17 protein-coding genes are annotated in these 17,516 nt (G+C 61.8%); 12 read left to right on the forward strand and 5 right to left on the reverse strand.

From position 1 onward, the window contains the following. Positions 1-9 precede the first annotated feature (9 nt). The 5 genes from EFB14_RS20825 to EFB14_RS20845 all read right to left on the reverse strand — a co-directional run bounded on the left by EFB14_RS20825 (position 10) and on the right by EFB14_RS20845 (position 4,566). On the reverse strand, positions 10-1,089 hold the full coding sequence (locus tag EFB14_RS20825; protein WP_126828591.1) for a quaternary amine ABC transporter ATP-binding protein: 1,080 nt from the start codon (positions 1,087-1,089) through the stop codon (positions 10-12). Continuing rightward, a complete protein-coding gene (locus EFB14_RS20830) occupies positions 1,082-1,969 on the reverse strand; it encodes an ABC transporter permease (RefSeq protein WP_125850567.1) in 888 nt (295 codons plus the stop codon). The genes EFB14_RS20825 and EFB14_RS20830 overlap by 8 nt, the downstream gene beginning before the upstream one ends. 92 nt (positions 1,970-2,061) lie before the next feature. After that, positions 2,062-3,063 carry an ABC transporter substrate-binding protein gene (locus tag EFB14_RS20835; protein ID WP_125850565.1) on the reverse strand — a complete coding sequence of 334 codons (1,002 nt, stop codon included), beginning with the start codon at positions 3,061-3,063 and terminating at the stop codon, positions 2,062-2,064. A gap of 67 nt (positions 3,064-3,130) precedes the next feature. Continuing rightward, positions 3,131-3,925 carry a pyrroline-5-carboxylate reductase family protein gene (locus EFB14_RS20840; RefSeq protein ID WP_126828593.1) on the reverse strand — a complete coding sequence of 265 codons (795 nt, stop codon included), beginning with the start codon at positions 3,923-3,925 and terminating at the stop codon, positions 3,131-3,133. After that, a complete protein-coding gene (locus EFB14_RS20845) occupies positions 3,922-4,566 on the reverse strand; it encodes a TetR/AcrR family transcriptional regulator (RefSeq protein ID WP_125850561.1) in 645 nt (214 codons plus the stop codon). Before EFB14_RS20845 ends, EFB14_RS20840 begins: the two co-directional genes overlap by 4 nt. 148 nt (positions 4,567-4,714) lie before the next feature. Between EFB14_RS20845 and EFB14_RS20850 the strand changes: the two genes are divergently transcribed. From EFB14_RS20850 to EFB14_RS20905, 12 genes are all read left to right on the forward strand, one after another. Further along, positions 4,715-6,751 carry an NADH:flavin oxidoreductase gene (locus EFB14_RS20850; protein WP_126828595.1) on the forward strand — a complete coding sequence of 679 codons (2,037 nt, stop codon included), beginning with the start codon at positions 4,715-4,717 and terminating at the stop codon, positions 6,749-6,751. A gap of 45 nt (positions 6,752-6,796) precedes the next feature. After that, entirely contained in the window at positions 6,797-7,399 is a 603-nt protein-coding gene (locus EFB14_RS20855; protein WP_126828598.1) for a dimethylsulfoniopropionate lyase, read from the forward strand. 34 nt (positions 7,400-7,433) lie between these two features. Beyond that, a complete protein-coding gene (locus EFB14_RS20860) occupies positions 7,434-8,183 on the forward strand; it encodes an electron transfer flavoprotein subunit beta/FixA family protein (RefSeq protein WP_126828600.1) in 750 nt (249 codons plus the stop codon). A 26-nt stretch (positions 8,184-8,209) separates the two neighbouring features. Further along, a complete protein-coding gene (locus EFB14_RS20865; protein ID WP_126828602.1) occupies positions 8,210-9,151 on the forward strand; it encodes an electron transfer flavoprotein subunit alpha/FixB family protein in 942 nt (313 codons plus the stop codon). A gap of 15 nt (positions 9,152-9,166) precedes the next feature. Continuing rightward, positions 9,167-9,862 (forward strand): dimethylsulfonioproprionate lyase family protein, encoded by a 696-nt coding sequence (locus tag EFB14_RS20870; protein ID WP_125851130.1) that lies wholly within the window; start codon positions 9,167-9,169, stop codon positions 9,860-9,862. 75 nt (positions 9,863-9,937) lie between these two features. Further along, entirely contained in the window at positions 9,938-11,065 is a 1,128-nt protein-coding gene (locus tag EFB14_RS20875; protein ID WP_125851128.1) for an S-(hydroxymethyl)glutathione dehydrogenase/class III alcohol dehydrogenase, read from the forward strand. 3 nt (positions 11,066-11,068) lie between these two features. After that, positions 11,069-11,911, forward strand: a complete 843-nt coding sequence (gene fghA / locus EFB14_RS20880) for an S-formylglutathione hydrolase (RefSeq protein WP_126828604.1) — start codon at positions 11,069-11,071, stop codon at positions 11,909-11,911. A 54-nt stretch (positions 11,912-11,965) separates the two neighbouring features. Beyond that, entirely contained in the window at positions 11,966-12,538 is a 573-nt protein-coding gene (gene gfa / locus EFB14_RS20885) for an S-(hydroxymethyl)glutathione synthase (protein WP_125851124.1), read from the forward strand. A gap of 429 nt (positions 12,539-12,967) precedes the next feature. Continuing rightward, entirely contained in the window at positions 12,968-13,684 is a 717-nt protein-coding gene (locus EFB14_RS20890) for a GntR family transcriptional regulator (RefSeq protein ID WP_125851122.1), read from the forward strand. Beyond that, entirely contained in the window at positions 13,681-14,592 is a 912-nt protein-coding gene (locus EFB14_RS20895; protein ID WP_125851120.1) for a dihydrodipicolinate synthase family protein, read from the forward strand. Before EFB14_RS20890 ends, EFB14_RS20895 begins: the two co-directional genes overlap by 4 nt. Further along, a complete protein-coding gene (locus tag EFB14_RS20900; protein WP_126828606.1) occupies positions 14,585-16,102 on the forward strand; it encodes an aldehyde dehydrogenase in 1,518 nt (505 codons plus the stop codon). Before EFB14_RS20895 ends, EFB14_RS20900 begins: the two co-directional genes overlap by 8 nt. After that, positions 16,099-17,445, forward strand: coding sequence for an NAD(P)/FAD-dependent oxidoreductase (locus EFB14_RS20905; protein ID WP_126828608.1), 1,347 nt, complete (start codon positions 16,099-16,101; stop codon positions 17,443-17,445). The genes EFB14_RS20900 and EFB14_RS20905 overlap by 4 nt, the downstream gene beginning before the upstream one ends. Positions 17,446-17,516 lie beyond the last annotated feature (71 nt).

The raw sequence follows: 17,516 nt of genomic DNA on the forward strand, positions 1-17,516 counted from the left end.
GCGGTTGCTTCAGAGCGCGACCGAAAGGGGGCTATCGTGTCGAGCTGCCATCTCTTTCGAGTTCACCATTGCGCTTGCAAGCTGGCGGAAAGTGACGAGACCCAGCGTTTCCCCGGACGGGGACACCACCTTGGCATTGCCCTCCGGCGCAGATGCCATCATCCGGACGGCCTCTTCGACCGTCGTTCCCGCCGCAATCGCCAGTCCGATCGGTGCCGCACCGGCGTGCACCGGCGTCATGACGGCTTCGACATGGATGACCCGGCCGCGATTGACCTCCTTGACGAAGTTGGCGATGTAATCATCCGCCGGACGCAGAACGATATCCTGGCTGGTGCCCTGCTGGATGACTTCGCCGTCGCGCAGGATGGCGATCTGGTCGCCGAGGCGCAGGGCCTCGTCGAGGTCGTGGGTGATGAAGACGATCGTTTTCTTGATCTCCTTCTGGATGTCGAGCAGGACCGTCTGCATGTCTGTGCGGATCAAGGGATCGAGTGCCGAATAGGCCTCGTCCATCAAGAGCACCGGCGCATCATTGGAAAGGGCGCGCGCCAGGCCGACACGCTGTTGCATGCCGCCGGAAAGCTGGTTCGGATATTTCTCTTCGAAACCTTTGAGCCCCACGCGCTCGATCCAGCCCATGGCGACGTCGACCGCTTTCGCACGCTCCATGCCCTGCACTTCGAGGCCGAAGATGGTGTTGTCGAGGACATTCCGGTGCGGAAGCAGCGCGAATTTCTGGAACACCATTGCCGTCTGCTGCCGGCGAAACGTCCGCAATTCGGTCTCGTTCATTTTCACGACATCGACGCCGTCGACCAGAACTTCGCCCGCCGTCGGATCGATCAGGCGATTGATGTGACGGATGAGCGTCGATTTGCCCGATCCCGAAAGGCCCATGATGACCTGGATGCGGCCGGAAGGGATCTCGACATTGATATCCCTGAGGCCGAGCACATGGCCGTGCTTTGCGTTGAGTTCGGTCTTCGTCAGGCCTTTCTGAACCGCATCGACATAGGCGGAGGGGTTGGGACCGAAGATCTTGTAGAGATTGCGGATCTTGATGCCGCCGAAACGATGGTCAGCCATGGACGGTCTCCCGATGCTTCTGGAGCCTTTTGCCATACGCCTGGCTGACCCGGTCGAAGATGATGGCGATGCCGACGATGGCAAGCCCGTTGAAAATGCCAAGCGTGAAATACTGGTTGGCGATCGCCTTCAGCACCGGCTGGCCAAGGCCCTGGACACCGATCATCGAGGCGATGACCACCATGGCGAGCGCCATCATGATCGTCTGGTTGATGCCGGCCATGATGGTGGGAAGGGCAAGCGGCAGTTGCACCTTGAACAGCTTCTGCGACCTCGACGTCCCGAAGGCGTCGGCCGCCTCGAGCACGTCCTTGTCGACCAGGCGGATGCCGAGATCGGTCAGCCGGATCATCGGCGGGATGGCATAGATGACGACGGCGATCAGTCCCGGCACCTTGCCGATGCCCAAGAGCATCACGACGGGAATGAGGTAGACGAAACTCGGCATGGTCTGCATGACGTCGAGGATCGGATTGACGATGCGCTGCAGTCGGTCGGAGCGCGCCATCATGATGCCGATCGGGATGCCGATGGCAATGGAGAGAACCGTGCAGACGAAGATCATCGAGACCGTCCGCATCGTATCGTCCCACATGTCGAAATAGCCGATCAGGAGCAGTGTCACGAGACAGCCGACCACGATCTTCAGGCTGCGGCTCGCAAACCAGGCAATGACCAGAACGATCAGGGTGATGATCGGCCACGGCGTCTGCGTCATGAAACGTTCGGCGCCGATGAGGAAATGCTGGAGCGGGATGAAGAGATTTTCGATGCCGTCGCCATAGGCGCGGGTAAAGGCACGAAAACCGTCATCGATCGCCTTCTTCAGATTTCGAAGCGCGTCGTCGTTCATATGCGGGAATTTATAAAACCATTCCATTCGGTTCCCCTTTTCTTCAAAGAGCCGTGGCAGTCTTTTTGATTTTATCGGCAGCGAGAAGCGGTGCGCTTTCGCGCACCGCAATATTTGCTTTAGAGGGCAGCTTCGATCTTCTTGGCTGCCTCAGGCGAGACCCACTTGGTCCAGACGTCCTTGTTTTCTTGCAGGAAGTGCTTGGCGCCATCTTCGCCGGTCGCCTGGTTGTCGGTCATCCAGGCCATCAGCTTGTTGACCGTTTCGTTGCTCCAGGAGCGCTTCTTCAGGTAGTCCATGACCTCAGGGCCGACCTTTTCAGAGAAAGGCTTGGCAACGAGGGTGACGACGTGATCGACCGGCCATGCATTGGGCTTCGGATCGGGGCAGTCGGCAACGGTGTTGCAGCGCTTCCATTCGGCGGCATCGTTCGCCACGCCGGCTTCGAGCTTGACCATCTCATATTTGCCGAGCAGCGCGGTCGGCGCCCAGTAATAGCCGGCCCAGCCTTCCTTGCGTTCGTAAGCCTTGGCGATCGAGCCGTCGAGGCCAGCAGCCGAACCGGTGTCGACGAGGGTGAAGCCGGCCTTGTCGGCGCCGAACGCCTTGTAGAGCTGCGAGGTGACAACGGTGCCGCCCCAGCCCTGCGGGCCGTTGTAGATGGCGCCCTTCTTCGGATCCTCGGGATCGGGGAAGAGTTCCGGATGCTTCAGCACGTCACCGATGGTCTTGATATCGGGATGGGCGTCGGCGAGATATTTCGGAATCCACCAGCCCTGCACGCCGCCGTCGGGCAGCGGCGAGCCGACCTGAACGATCCGGCCTTCGTCCGTGCCCTTCTTGACGACATCCGGCAGCAGGTCGATCCAGGCTTCAGGCGCGATATCCGGCTGGCCCTTTTCGGCCATGGACGTAATGGTGGGGACGGTATCGCCAACGGTGATATCGGCTTCGCAGCCATAACCTTCGTTCAGGATGAACTTGTCCAGGTTGGACAGAACTTCGGCGCTCTGCCAGTTCATGCTGGCGATGGTCACGCTGCCGCATTCGGCGGCGCTGGCGAAAGACGCCCCGCCGATCAGGCCGAACGTCAGACACGTCGTTGCGAGTAGTTTCTTCATTCTCGTTCCCTCTGCTTAGCGGCTTGTTGTGTCGAACGGGGCACCGCAGAACCCGCTCCAACGGTTGTCAGGAAGCTTCTCCCATACTTACCGATTTCTTGAATGCCGCCGACAGTCCGTCGGCGACAGAAGCGTCGAACCCGGCAACGCGCATGCCTTCGATGGCCGCCGCGGTGGTGCCGCGATAGTCGAGGAAGGTTTGAACGACATCGTCGGGAGATCCGTCATGGCGCTCCAGCAAGCGGCCGGCGCCCGATATCACCGTGTTGACGGCGCGGCGCGCAATCTCCGCCGGCAGACCTTGGGCAACGGCGTCGCGCATCATGGCGGCCGCAAGCAGCGCCGGGAATGCCGGTCCGGACCCGGAAAGGCCGGTGAGGTAGTCGATGTCGCTTTCCCCCGCGACCTCGTCTTGCGCTCCGCAGGTTTCGAAAATGGCGCGGACGACAGCGCGGTCGTCCTGCGTGACATCGCGTGCGGCGATCCAGGGCGTATAGGATTTTCCCACCTCGGCGGCGGCATTCGGCAGGGCACGGACGACGCGGCTGGTGTTGTGGCGCTCGGAAAGGGCGGTAAGACGGATGCCGGCCATCACCGAGATGACGAGCTTGCCGCCGGCATCGACCGCGAGGGGACGCCAGTCATCGGGACGGACAGAGAGAAGGATCACGTCCGAGCGGTCGGCAAGTTCCTGATTGTCTGAGGTCCAGAAGGAATTCGGGAAACGGGAGGGCGGCTCGCTGCGATAGGAGAGGGAGAGATCTTGAGAATTGATCAGGCCGGCATCGAGGATCGAGCCGGCGATTGCACCGCCGAGCCAGCCACTGCCACCGATTATGCCAATTCTCAAAGGAGCGCTCACCTCGGGTTTCCCTCATCCGGTCTATAGCCATGCCGGGAGAAGAAGCGGTCAAGCTCCCTCTGCTGTGGTATTTCACCCGTGTAGATCGCGATATATTCCGGAATCCGTTTCATGCGGACGGCGATATCCTCCTTCGACTGCATGGAAATATATCCGATCTGTACGAGGTAAGTTGTTCGGGCTCTGACATCTGATGTCGTTTCTGGTAAACCGAAGCGCATGAACATGCGCTTGAGCGCCTCCAGCCGAATTTGATCCGCCTGCTGGACCTCTGCGAGAAGCTCGTCGGACTGCAGCGCCCAGCTGCGCACGGCGAATTCGAACCTGGCATCGAATAGATCGGTGCTGAGCCAGCAATCGAAGACGTTGAGCATCGCCTCGGCCAGCGATTCCGCATAGGCTTCGGATTGCTTGATGATGTTGCCGGTATTTTTCTCTCGCCACCGCGTCACGAGGGCGCTCAGGAGTTCTTCCCGATCCTTGAAGAACCAGTAGAAGCTCGTTCGCGAGAGGTTGAGCTTCTTGGCGAGCGGTAGAATTTTTACCGAATCCACGCCGGATTCCAGCAGTGACTGGTAGGCTGCTTCCAGCCACCCCTCCTGTGATCCGCGCCAACCGGTGTCGTTCAAAGCCTGGTCCATGGGCTTATCTCCTATCAAATTGTGAGGCGATGCACAAGAAAAATGTACATCTGTGTCGATATTGAAGACTTAACTGTTTTCAACGTTGACACATATGTACATTGCGCTTAGCGTCTGCCCCGATGTTTTTAATCCGGAACCACGGCCCATGTCGAATGACCCTCTCCTGCAACCCTACCAGCTCAAGCATCTGACGCTGCGTAACCGTATCATCGTGACGTCCCACGAGCCGGCCTATCCCGAGGACGGCATGCCGAAGGAGAAGTATCGCGCCTATACGGTGGAGCGGGCGAAGGGTGGTGTGGCCTTGACGATGACAGCGGGTTCGGCCGCGGTTTCCAGGGACAGCCCGCCTGTTTTCAACAACCTGCTCGCCTACAAGGACGAGATCGTGCCCTGGATCAGGGAAATGACCGACGCCGTGCACGAAGAAGGTGCGGCGATCATGATCCAGCTGACCCATCTCGGCCGGCGCACCCGCTGGGACAAGGGCGACTGGCTGCCGGTCGTCGCCCCGTCGCATCACCGTGAAGCCTCGCACCGCGCCTTTCCGAAGAAGGTGGAAGATTGGGACATCGAGCGCATCATCAGGGATTTCGCCGATGCGGCCGAACGCATGAAGGCGGGTGGCATGGACGGTATCGAGCTGGAGGCCTATGGCCACCTGATCGACCAGTTCGCGTCTCCGCTGACCAACGAGCTCGATGGTCCCTATGGCGGCGCGCTCGAAAACCGTCTGCGCTTCTGTTTCGATGTGTTCAGGGCGATCCGCAAGAGAGTGGGGGACGAGTTCATTCTCGGCGTGCGCTACACGGCGGATGAATGTCTGCCCGGCGGCAACGGGCCGGCGGAAGGCATTGAGATTTCGAAGCGGCTGCGCGATAGCGGCCTCATCGACTACCTGAACGTCATTCGCGGCCACATCGATACCGATCCAGGTCTGACCGATGTCATTCCGATCCAGGGCATGGCAAATTCTCCGCACCTGGACTTTGCCGGCGAAATCCGCGCCGCGACCAACTTCCCGACATTCCACGCGGCGAAGATTCCTGATGTCGCCACCGCGCGCCACGCGATCGCGGCCGGCAAGGTCGACATGGTCGGCATGACGCGCGCCCACATGACCGACCCGCATATCGTGCGCAAGATCATGGAGAAGCGGGAGGAGGATATCCGTCCCTGCGTCGGCGCCAACTACTGTCTCGACCGCATCTACCAGGGCGGCGCGGCCTATTGCATCCACAATGCCGCCACCGGCCGCGAACTGACCATGCCGCATATCCTGGCCAAGGCCGACGCCAGGAAAAAAGTCGTCATCGTCGGCGCCGGCCCGGCCGGCCTGGAGGCGGCGCGCGTCGCCGGCGAGCGTGGCCATGAGGTCGTCGTCTTCGAAGCCGCCAACAATCCCGGCGGCCAGATCCGGCTCACCGCCCAGAGCGAGCGCCGCAGGGAAATGATCAGCATCATCGACTGGCGCATGAACCAGTGCGAGAAATACGGCGTCACCTTCCGCTTCAACACCTGGGCGGAAGCCGACACGATCGAAGCCGAGAAACCCGACGTCGTCATCATCGCGACCGGCGGCTTGCCGCATACGGAGGTTCTGACGCACGGCAACGAGCTGGTGGTCTCCTCATGGGACATCATTTCCGGCGACGCGAAGCCGGGTTCGAACGTGCTTGTTTTCGACGATGCCGGCGATCACGCCGGGCTTCAGGCGGCGGAGTTTCTCGCCAAGGCGGGCGCCAAGGTCGAGATCATGACGCCGGACCGGTCCTTCGCGCCGGAGGTCATGGCCATGAACCTCGTGCCTTACATGCGCTCCCTCCAGAAGCATGACGTGACCTTTACCGTCACCTATCGCCTGGACGCCGTCGAAAAGAGCGGCAACCAGCTCGTCGCCCATGTCGGCAGCGATTACGGCGGGGTTGCCAAGCAGCGCAGCTTCGACCAGATCGTCGTCAACCACGGAACTATTCCGCTCGACGAGCTCTATTTCGAGTTGAAGCCCCGTTCGAGCAACCTCGGCGAGGTCTCGCACGACGAGCTTCTTTCGGGGAAGCCTCAGTCCGTCCTTCGCAATCCCGAAGGCCGGTTCCAGCTGTTCCGCATCGGGGATGCCGTCGCTGCGCGCAACACGCATGCCGCCATCTATGACGGTCTGCGCATCGCGAAGGATCTATGATCGCAGCAGCGGCGTCGCCGGTTGATCGTCTCGGGAGGGGATGAGATGAGTTTACGCAATGAAAGCCTCCAGCATTTCCTGGAGGCGGCATCCCTGGCTTTCGGTCAGTTCGCCACCGCCCCGGAAGCCCGCCGCTCGATCGGTCAGTTCTTTGCGGCGCTGGAACGTCCGGGGACCGCGCGAGCAGGAGAAGGAAGCCGCTTGCCTGTCTGCGCCGACCTCGATATGGCGCTCTCGGTCGATACGTCCTATGCTTCTCTGGCGCGATTGATCGAGGGCTTCAAAGGCATCGAGCCAATGCTTGAATGGCGTCGGCGCACCAAGTATGACCACACGGCCAGCGACAATTTCGTCGATGGGCATGCCAATGCGATGATCATCGGCCCGGGCGGATTGGAGGAGCGAAGTGACCTGTGGCTCGGCGTGACGTTGATGGCGCCTCACGTGCGCTATCCCGATCACGACCATGCGCCGGAGGAAGTCTATCTCGTGCTTTCCGAGGGGGAGTTTCGACAGGGGGAGGGGGACTGGTTTTCGCCTGGAATGGGCGGATCGTTCTACAATATCCCTGGGATCAAACATGCCATGAGATCGGTCGACACGCCGTTCTTCGCCTTCTGGGCACTGCTCGCCGACCGGCCGCACTGACGGCCGGAAAGTCTAGACATAAAGGGGTTCGCAAATGAAGATTCTCGTCCCAGTCAAACGGGTTGTCGACTACAACGTGAAGATCCGGGTACGTCCGGATGGCACGGGTGTTGAGCTTGCCAATGTGAAGATGTCGATGAACCCGTTCGACGAGATCTCGGTGGAAGAGGCGCTGCGGCTGAAGGAAGCCGGCAAGGCTGAAGAGGTGATCGTGGTGTCAATCGGTCCTGCCAAGGCCGAGGAGACGCTGCGCACGGCACTCGCCATGGGCGCCGACCGGGCCATCCTGGTTGAGACCGACGATCAGGTCGAGCCGCTGGCGGTTGCCAAGATCCTGAAGGGTGTGGCCGAGGCCGAGCAGCCGGGGCTTGTTATCGTCGGCAAGCAGGCGATCGACGACGACTCGAACCAGACCGGCCAGATGCTGGCGGCACTGATGGGCGCGGCCCAGGCGACCTTTGCCTCGAAGATCGAGATCGGTGACGGCAAGGCGACCGTGACCCGCGAGGTCGACGGCGGCCTGCAGACGATCGAGATCAAGCTGCCGGCGGTGGTCACATCGGATCTGCGCCTGAACGAGCCGCGCTACGCCTCGCTGCCGAACATCATGAAGGCGAAGAAGAAGCCGCTCGACAAGAAGGCTCCTGCCGATTTCGGCGTCGACACGACGCCGCGGCTGAAGGTGCTGAAGACCGAGGAGCCGTCGGGCCGCAAGGCCGGCGTCAAGGTCAAGTCGGTCGCCGAACTGGTCGACAAGCTCAAGAACGAAGCCGGCGTGCTCTGATCGGACAGGAACAGGAGTAAATTATCATGACCATTCTTCTTCTGGCCGACCACGACAATGTCAGCCTCTCCGATCAGACTGCCAAGGCGCTGACGGCGGCTTCCCAGATTGCCAAGGAGCAGGCAAGCGATATCCATATTCTGGTCGCCGGCAAGGGCGCCAAGGCTGCGGCCGATGCGGCTGCAAAACTGTCCGGCGTCTCCAAGGTGCTGCTCGCTGAAAGCGACGAGCTTGCCAACAATCTTGCCGAACCGCTCTCCGACCTGATCGTCTCGCTGGCCGGCGGCTATGACACGATCCTCTCGGCTGCCACCTCGGTCGGCAAGAACGTGCTGCCGCGGGTGGCCGCCCTTCTCGATGTCGCCCAGGTCTCGGAGATAACAGAGGTCATCTCATCCGATACCTTCAAGCGGCCGATCTATGCCGGCAATGCCATCCAGACGGTGCAGTCGACGGATGCCAGACGAGTGATCACCGTGCGCACCGCCTCCTTCGCCTCCGCAGCGGAAGGTGGTTCGGCGACCGTCGAGGCGATCCCGGCGATTTCAGATCCGGGTCTGTCGCGTTTCGTCTCCGATGCGCTGTCGGCTTCCGACCGTCCGGAACTGACGTCGGCGAAGATCATCATCTCCGGCGGCCGGGCGCTCGGCTCTGCCGAGAAGTTCAAGGAAGTCATTCTGCCGCTCGCCGACAAGCTCGGGGCTGCCGTCGGCGCAAGCCGCGCGGCCGTCGATGCCGGTTATGCGCCGAACGACTGGCAGGTCGGCCAGACCGGCAAGGTGGTGGCGCCGCAGCTCTATATCGCCTGCGGCATCTCGGGCGCCATCCAGCATCTGGCCGGCATGAAGGATTCGAAGGTGATCGTCGCCATCAACAAGGACGAGGAGGCGCCGATCTTCCAGGTTGCCGACTACGGTCTCGTCGGTGATCTCTTCGACATCCTGCCGGAATTCGAAAAGGCGCTCTGACTGGGGAAACAGAACGTGGCTCGCGCGGTGGGACGTCCAATCAAACCTGGTGCCGATCTTCTTCTGAACGATGACGAGAAGCCGGCATACATACGGCTGCACGACATCGGCAGGGAGAGGCGGCCTCGGCCGCTGCAGGAATTCCTCAACGACGTCGGCGGGCTGATGCTGTCGGCGGAGGCTCCTGCCGTCGCCAGTTTCGTTGCGGGCAAGGTCCTCCAGAGGCTGCTCAAGACAGGAAAGGTGCGGCCGGAGGGCGGCGGGCCTCTTCCAGGCGTACCCGAAGGGCTCGACGACGCCATCGGCCATCTTGCAAAGTCGGGACGGAAATACGAGGCGATCGCCAGCCAGTTCCATAGTCTCGCCGACAAGCTGCTCTGGAGGCGCGGCCGCTCCGGACCCTTCGCAAGCCTGAATTTCGGCAACACGCACTCCCATGCGGTCGTGGTCGGCCCCGGTGGCATGGAGGAGCGCGCCGATCTCAGGGTCGGGGTGATCTATATGGACCGTTACACCCGGTTTCCCGATCACGTTCAGACGCAGCCGCGCGCCTTCATCCTGCTTTCGCCGGCAGAAATCTGCCTTGGCGATTCCCAATGGTTTTCTGCCGCTACTGGCACAGTCTTCGCCAACGATGCCGGGCAATCCTTCGCGATAAGATGCACGGCCCAGCCGCTTCTGGCGGTCTGGTGCCAGATCGAGCCGGGATGATTGCGGTGAGGCCGGGCCAGATCGCTTACCCGCATATGCAGCCACTGAATTCAATTTAACAGGAGGAATTATCAAATGGACGTTCGCGCCGCCGTTGCCGTTCAGGCCGGAAAACCGCTCGAAGTGATGACCGTGCAGCTCGACGGCCCGAAGGCCGGCGAAGTGCTGGTAGAGGTCAAGGCGACGGGCATCTGCCACACCGACGATTTCACCCTGTCGGGCGCCGATCCGGAAGGCCTCTTCCCCGCCATTCTCGGCCATGAGGGTGCGGGGATCGTCGTCGATGTCGGCCCGGGTGTGACCTCGCTCAAGAAGGGCGACCATGTCATTCCGCTTTACACACCCGAATGCCGCGAGTGCTATTCCTGCACGTCCCGCAAAACCAATCTATGCACCTCGATCCGATCAACCCAGGGTCAGGGCGTGATGCCGGACGGCACCTCGCGCTTCTCGATCGGCAAGGACAAGATCCATCACTACATGGGCTGCTCGACTTTCGCCAACTTCACCGTTCTGCCTGAGATCGCGCTCGCCAAGATCAACCCCGACGCGCCCTTCGACAAGGTCTGCTACATCGGCTGCGGCGTCACCACCGGCATCGGCGCCGTCATCAACACCGCCAAGGTGGAAATCGGCGCCACGGCGATCGTCTTCGGCCTCGGCGGCATCGGCCTCAACGTCATCCAGGGCCTGCGGCTGGCCGGCGCCGACATGATCATCGGCGTCGACATCAACCCAGATCGCAAGGCCTGGGGCGAGAAGTTCGGCATGACACATTTCGTCAATCCGAAGGAGGTCGGCGACGACATCGTTCCTTATCTGGTCAACCTGACCAAGCGTCATGGCGACCTGATCGGCGGCGCCGACTACACCTTCGACTGCACCGGCAATACAAAGGTGATGCGCCAGGCGCTCGAAGCCAGCCATCGCGGCTGGGGCAAATCGGTCATCATCGGCGTTGCCGGCGCCGGCCAGGAAATCTCGACCCGTCCGTTCCAGCTCGTCACCGGGCGCAACTGGATGGGCACGGCCTTCGGCGGCGCGCGCGGCCGCACCGACGTTCCGAAGATCGTCGACTGGTACATGCAGGGCAAGATCCAGATCGATCCGATGATCACCCACACCATGCCGCTCGAAGACATCAACAAGGGCTTCGATCTGATGCACAAGGGGGAAAGCATCCGCGGCGTGGTGCTGTATTAAGCGATGAAGACGATCTCGACCGATAAGTCCCACGGCGGCACTCAGGGCGTCTACGTCAGCCGCTCTGATGCCTGCGGCTGCGACATGACCTTTGCGGTGTTCGTGCCGCCGCAGGCGGCCAAGGGCAATTGCCCGGTTCTATGGTACCTGTCGGGTCTGACATGCACCCATGCCAATGTCATGGACAAGGGCGAGTATCGGCGGCTTGCCGCCGAGCTCGGCGTCATCGTCGTCTGCCCGGATACCAGCCCTCGCGGCGAGCATGTTCCCGATGAGCCCGACAACTGGCAGTTCGGCAAGGGCGCCGGCTTTTATGTCGATGCCACCCAGCCGCCGTTTTCGGCGAATTATCGCATGTACAGCTACATCGTCGATGAATTGCCGCGCCTGCTTGCCGCGGAATTTCCGGTCGACATGGACCGCCAGGCGATCTTCGGCCACTCGATGGGCGGACACGGCGCGATCACGATCGCGCTCAAGAACCCGGACCGTTTCCGGAGCTGCTCGGCCTTCGCGCCGATCAGCTATCCCTCGGTCTCCGGCTGGTCGAAGCCGGCATTCCGGAAATATCTCGGGGCCGATGAAAAGACCTGGCGGGCCTACGACGCCTGCTCGCTGATCGAGGACGGGCATCATTTCCCTGAATTGCTCGTCGACCAGGGAACGGCGGATTCCTTCCTGGAGGATGGATTGCGTCCCGGCGAGCTCAAGCAGGCCTGCGAGGCGGCCGGCATCAAGCTGCAGCTTCGCATGCAGGACGGCTACGGCCATTCCTACTTCTTCATTTCGACATTCATGGAAGACCATCTGCGCTGGCACGCGCAGAGGCTGGGAGATCGGAAATAACGCAGAGCTCGGCCGGGCATAACGCAAACGGCCAGGGAGGAAGGGAGTGAAGCAATGACCAGCATAGCCATTCATCCGGCAGTGGATTCAGGCTTTCGAGCGACTGACGCTGCCTTTGCGGGCGGCACGCTCGTGTGCAAATGCGCAAGCAATCCCGTCAAGGTCAGGATCAAGGGCGACATTGCCCATAACCACGCCTGCGGCTGCACCAAGTGCTGGAAGCCCGAGGGCGCCGTCTTTTCGGTCGTGGCGGTGGCTCCGACAGAGAGTGTCGAAGTGCTCGAGAACGGTGACAAGCTCGCCGTCGTCGATTCCACTGCCCTGATCCAGCGCCATGCCTGCAAGCAGTGCGGTGTGCATATGTACGGCCCGGTCGAGCGCGAACATCCGTTCCAGGGATTGTCGTTCGTTCATCCCGAGCGCTTCCAGGAGGGCGGCTGGGCAAAGCCGACCTTTGCGGCCTTCGTATCGTCGATCATCGAAAGCGGCTTCGATCCCGCCAAGATGGACGCCGTAAGGGCGCAGTTGAAGGCGTCCGGCCTCGAGCCCTATGATTGCCTTTCGCCCGGCTTGATGGACTATATGGCAACCTGGACGGCCAAGAAGAGCGGTGTCCTGGCCGCCTGATCTCACGGCGCGCCCCTCCGGCGCCCCGACAAGTTAGCCGCCATCAGCCTATTGCCTGATGGCGGCGCGCCGGTTTGCCGGCGGCCAGGCTTCCCATGCCTGATGATCGGAATTACGCGCAGAAGGCGCGGATGCCGCTCCAGAGAATTTTCGAACAGACCTGACACGATATCCTGGGAAGAACTCGCGACGGCAGACGCCACGCGTCTTTCCGGACGCAATTGCGCGTGCGATGCCGGCCATCCCTCGCCGGTCCTATCCCTCCCTTCGCCTTGAAACGACCCCCGGACAGGCGGCGGTGTCGGCTGTCTTCATTCAATTGTGTATTTCATAAATACTAATTGTGTACGCAGAGTACACAATTGTTGACTCAGCCAAGGAGGCGTGTCATTTTCGTGGGAGTAGAGCAACACGAGGCCGGAGAGTACGATGGCGAAGACACTCAAGAGCAATCTCTACGAAGATCTGAAGCGCCAGATTCTGACGATGGAGCTGGACCCGGACGCCGATTTGGATGAGGCCAGCCTGAGCGAGAGGTACGGGCTGTCGCGGACGCCGGTGCGGGACATATTCCGTCGCCTGGCCGGCGAGGGCTATGTCGACATCCGCGAGAACCGGGGTGCGCGGGTCATCCCGATGAACCACTCGACGCTGCGGAACTTCTTCCTTGTGGCCCCGATGATCTATGCGGCGATCGGCCGTCTTGCCGTGCAGAATTTCAAACCCACGCAGCTTGCCGACCTGAAGCAGACGCAGGAGCGCTTTCGCGCCGCCAGCCAGACTATGGATCCCCTGGCGATGGTGCTCGAGAACAATCGCTTCCACGAGATCTTCGGTGAGATGTCGGCCAACGACTATCTGCAGCCGAGCCTCGGCCGGCTGCTCATCGACCACGCGCGCATCGGCCACACCTTCTTCCGGCCGCGCAACGAGGACATGAAGCGGCGGCTGCAAATCGCCGTAGACCATCATGACAGCTTCATCGAGGCCCTCGGCTCTCACGACGAGACAGCCGTCGTCGACCTCGTCTTCGAGCATTGGGAACTGTCCCGCGAGAACATGGAGATGTTCATCGCTCCGCAAGGACTCAAGGCGGACGCCCTGCTTGGCGGTCCGGCTACGCAAATATTGGAGAAGTCATCGTGAAATTTGAGGGGATCTATACGCCGGCAGTGACGCCGCTCGATCAAAACGGTCAGATTGACCGGCCGGCATTCGCGGCCGTGCTCGAATCCCTGATCGAGGCGGGCGTTCACGGCATCATCGTCGGCGGCTCGACGGGCGAATATTACGCCCAGAGCAGCCAGGAGCGTTTCGAGCTTGCCGCCCACGCCAAGGACGTCATCGGCACGCGGCTGCCGCTCGTCATCGGCACCGGCGCAACCCGCACCGAGGATTCGGTCGAATATGCGAAGGCGGCGAAGGAAATCGGCGCGGATGCGATCCTGGTATCGTCGCCGCCATATGCGCTGCCGACCGAGCGCGAGAACGCGGTCCACGCGCTCACCGTCGATCGCGCGGCGAACTTGCCGATCATGCTCTACAACTATCCAGCCCGCATGGGCGTCGTCATGGGCGAGGAGTATTTCTCCCGCGTCGGCAAATCGAAGAACGTCGTCGCCATCAAGGAAAGCTCCGGCGACATGGGCAATCTTCACCTGCTCGCCCGGAAATTTCCGCACATCGCGCTCTCCTGCGGCTGGGACGACCAGGCGCTCGAATTCTTCGCATGGGGTGCGAAGAGCTGGGTTTGCGCCGGCTCCAACTTCCTGCCGCGCGAGCATGTCGCCCTCTATGAAGCCTGCGTCGTCGAGAAGAATTTCGACAAGGGCCGGGCGATCATGAGCGCAATGCTGCCGCTGATGGATTTCCTCGAATGCGGCAAATTCGTCCAATCGATCAAGCACGGATGCGAATTGATCGGGCTGAATGTCGGCTCGGTGCGCGCGCCGCTGCGCCCGCTCAACTCCGAAGAAAAGCGAACCCTCCAGACCGTCGTCGCCACGTTGAAGCGCACGGTCGGCCAGATCACGTCGGGAGCAAACCATGCATGAACCCTTGACCGCCGCCGAATACAAGGCGATCGCCGCTGGCCTTCAGTTCCCGACGAACGCCTTCGTCGACGGCGCATTCCGTCCGGCAAATTCCGGCAAGACGTTCACATCAACCAACCCTGCGACGGGCGAGGTTCTTGCCGAAATCGCGGCCTGCGATGCCACCGACGTCGACTTCGCCGTCGAAAAGGCGAAGCAGGCGTTCGACGACGGACGTTGGCGGCTTCGCTCACCGAACGAGCGCAAGGACGTGCTTCTGAAGCTTGCCAGGCTGATGGAGCAGAACAGGCACGAACTCGCCGTCATGGAAAGTCTCGACAGCGGCAAGCCGGTCCGCGAATGCCAGACGGTCGACGTTCCCGATACCATTCATACGCTGCGCTGGCATGCCGAGCTGGTCGACAAGCTCTATGACAATACCGCTCCTGTCGGCGCGAACGCGCTGACGATGATCGTGCGCGAGCCGATCGGCGTCGTCGGCTGCGTGCTGCCCTGGAATTTCCCACTGCTGATGCTGGCCTGGAAGATCGGCCCGGCGCTTGCGGCCGGCTGCTCGGTGATCGTCAAGCCGGCGCAGGAAACGACGCTCACCACCCTGCGCGTCGCCGAGCTTGCCCATGAGGCCGGTATCCCGGCTGGTGTTTTCAACGTCGTGACCGGTTCGGGCCGCGAGGTCGGCGAACCGATCGGCCTGCACATGGATGTCGATATGGTCGCCTTCACCGGCTCGACGCCCACGGGCCGCCGCTTCCTGCGTTACGCCGCCGACTCGAACCTCAAGAAGGTGGTGCTCGAATGCGGCGGCAAGAACCCCGCGGTCGTTCTCGACGATGCCGAAGATCTGGACCTTGTCGCCGAGCAGGTCGTCAACGGCGCTTTCTGGAACATGGGCGAGAACTGCTCGGCCACATCGCGCCTCATCGTTCATTCCAGGGTCAAGGACGAACTGATGAAGCGCATCGGCGCCTATCTGCGCGAATGGAAGACGGGCGATCCGCTCGATCCGGAAAACCGCATCGGCGCGCTCGTCAGCAAGGCGCATTTCGATAAGGTGAAATCCTTCCTCGACGACGCCAAGACGGAGAAGCTGTCGGTTGCTCACGGCGGCGAAACCTATAACGGCATCTTCATCGAGCCGACGGTGGTCGAGGGTGTGGCGCCGGCCAGCCGCCTCTTCCAGGAAGAGATCTTCGGGCCGGTGCTCTCGGTCACGACCTTCAATTCGCTTGCCGAGGCGATCGCGCTTGCCAACGATACGAATTACGGTCTGACGGCCTCCGTCTATACCGGCAGCCTGAGGAGCGCCATCAAGCTCTCGCGAGAGATCCGGGCCGGCGTCGTTACCGTCAACTGCTTCGGGGAAGGGGACGCCACCACGCCGTTCGGCGGCTACAAGGAGTCGGGCTTCGGCGGCCGCGACAAGTCGGTCTTCGCCCATGACAACTACTGTGAGCTGAAGACCATCTGGATCGACGTCTCGGAACGGTCCGTCGACGAGACGATCCGATGACCCGCCACGTGATCAAGCGCCTGCCGATCGATACCGGCGTTTCGGGATGGGAGGCGATCAGCGGACGCGCCTTTCCCGCAATGGCGCTTGAGCACGACATGACTGCCGACTGGCTGGTCATCGGCGGCGGATTTGCCGGCCTGTCGGCGGCGCGCCGCCTCTCGCAGGCGCGGCCTCACGACAAGATCGTCGTGCTGGAGGCGCGTGAACTCGCCAAGGGTCCGGCCGGGCGGAATTCCGGCTTCATGATCGACGTGCCGCACAATCTCTCTTCGGGCGAGTATTCTGTGGCCGGCGAGGAGGCGACCAAGAGCGAGATCCGGCAGAACCGCCTGGCGATTTCCTTCGCAGCCGATGTCGCGGCCGAATACGGCATGTCCAGGGAAACCTTCGATCCCGCCGGCAAGGTGAATGCGGCCGCCTCCGAGCGCGGGCTTGGGCTCAACGACAATTACAGAAAATCGCTCGAGAAGATCGGCGAGGAGCATCGCATTCTCGACGCACAAGAGATGCGGGAGATGACCGGCTCGCGCTATTATCGCGGCGGGCTTTACACACCGGGCGCGGTGATGATCCAGCCCGCCGACTATATCCGCGGCCTGGCGCGCGGGCTTTCCGCGAAGGTCGTCATCCACGAGCGCTCGCCGGTTCTAGAGCTTTCCCGTGAGGGCAGGACCTGGAAGGCGAAGACGGCCCGCGGCTCCGTTTCCGCGCCGAAGGTCATTCTGGGCGTGAACGGCCATATTCAAAGCTTCGGCCATTTCCGTGGACGGCTGATGCACATCTTCACCTATGCCTCGATGACATCAGCCTTTTCCCAGAACGAATTCGCGGGCGATGTCACCGGCGTCGATCGCTGGGCGCTGCTGCCGGCCGACCCGATGGGCGCGACGGTGCGCAAGATTACCAAGGATGGTCTTTCCAGGATCGTCATCAGGACGAGGTTCACCTACGACCCGAGCCTCAGAGTCTCGGAGAAGCGCGTCGCCGGCGTGGCGGCCGAGCAGCGCCGGTCTTTCGACGCCCGTTTCCCCGGGCTGGAGCGGCTGCCGATGGAATATAGCTGGGCGGGTGCGCTGTGCCTCAGCAGGAACCACGTGCCGGCATTCGGCGAAGTCGAAGAGGGGCTTTTTTCCGCCTGCTGCGAGAACGGTCTCGGCACCGTCAAGAGCACGCTCGCGGGGATGATGGCGGCCGATCTCGCGACAGGCGCCGCAAGCCCAGAGCTCGACACATACAAGAACCAGCCGGAACCGGCCAGATTGCCTCCCGAGCCTATTGCGTGGCTTGGCGTCAACTCGGTCATCCGCCTGCAGGAATTGCGTGCAGGCCGCGAGGGATGATCCCTCGGCCCACGTAATATGAAGGCTGCCCGCCGCAGACTTCAGAGAATGGGAACAAGAACCAGGAGTAC

Source organism: Rhizobium fabae (assembly GCF_003985135.1).
Lineage (GTDB): Bacteria > Pseudomonadota > Alphaproteobacteria > Rhizobiales > Rhizobiaceae > Rhizobium > Rhizobium pisi.